This is a genomic window from Micromonospora sp. M51 (assembly GCF_018070305.1).
GTDB classification, from domain to species: domain Bacteria; phylum Actinomycetota; class Actinomycetes; order Mycobacteriales; family Micromonosporaceae; genus Micromonospora; species Micromonospora parva.
On the sequence record NZ_JAGPXZ010001226.1, the window covers coordinates 1 to 1,089 of the forward strand.

At 74.7% G+C, this 1,089-nt stretch carries 1 protein-coding gene; it reads left to right on the forward strand.

The genetic code is table 11. From position 1 onward, the window contains the following. Positions 1–951 (forward strand): SAM-dependent methyltransferase (locus KBX53_RS33875; RefSeq protein ID WP_210863913.1); only part of this gene is annotated, 951 nt, incomplete at its 5' end. Between the last annotated feature and the right edge of the window lie 138 nt (positions 952–1,089).

Sequence of the window (1,089 nt, forward strand, 5' to 3'; positions counted from 1 at the left end):
GGTCCGGAGGCCGCCGCGGCGGTCGACGAACTGCTGGCCGAGCCGTTCGGCAACTGGCACGTCGAGACGGCCGACGCGACGCTCCAGCTGCGGGTGACCAAGTCCGGCGAGGCGCAGGTGCACCGGGCCGCGACGTCCCGCCCGGCGGCGACGCCGACCGGAAACGACCGGACGAAGGAGTACCTGCTCGACCCCGGTGATCCCATCTTCGCCGAGATCGGCGGCTCGGCGGCCAAGCGCCGTCAGGTGGACGCGTTCCTGCGGGCCCTGGCCGCGACCCTGCCCGACGACCTGACCGGTCCGCTACGGGTGGTCGATCTGGGCTGCGGCAACGCCTACCTGACGTTCGCCGCGTACCGCTACCTGACGAGTCGAGGGCTCGGCGTCCAACTGGTCGGCGTGGACGTCCGCGAGGACCAGCGGCGGCGCAACACCGAGTTGGCGCAGCGGCTCGGCTGGGCCGACCAGGTCAGCTTCGTGGCCGGGACGATCGCCGACGCCGTCGTCGACCCCGCCCCCGACCTGGTGCTGGCACTGCACGCCTGTGACACCGCCACCGACGAGGCGTTGGCCCGCGCGGTGCGCTGGGAGGCCCGTTGGGTGCTGGCCGCGCCGTGCTGCCACCACGATCTGGCGAAGCAGCTGCGCGCCCACCCCGCCCCGGCCCCGTACGAGCTGCTGACCCGGCAGGGCATCCTGCGCGAGCGGTTCGCCGACGTGCTCACCGACGCCCTGCGCGCCGGGCTGCTGCGGCTGCACGGATACCGGACCGAGGTGGTGGAGTTCGTGGACTCGCAGCACACGCCCCGCAACCTGCTGATCCGCGCGCGCCGTACCGGTGCCGGGGCGACCGGGGCGCAGCGCGCGGAGTACCGCGAGCTGGTGGACCAGTGGCAGGTCGTCCCCCGACTGGAGACCCTGCTGGCCGCCGACGAGGCGTCCGGCTCCTAACGCCGGCCCGGCTCGCTAACGCCGACGGTCCCGGCCACCGTCACGCTCGCCGGCACCACGGTCGTGGACCGACACCCGGTCGGCGCCGGGCCGACGGGCGCTCCGCTCCCCGTCGCCCGGCGCGATCGGGAATGGTAC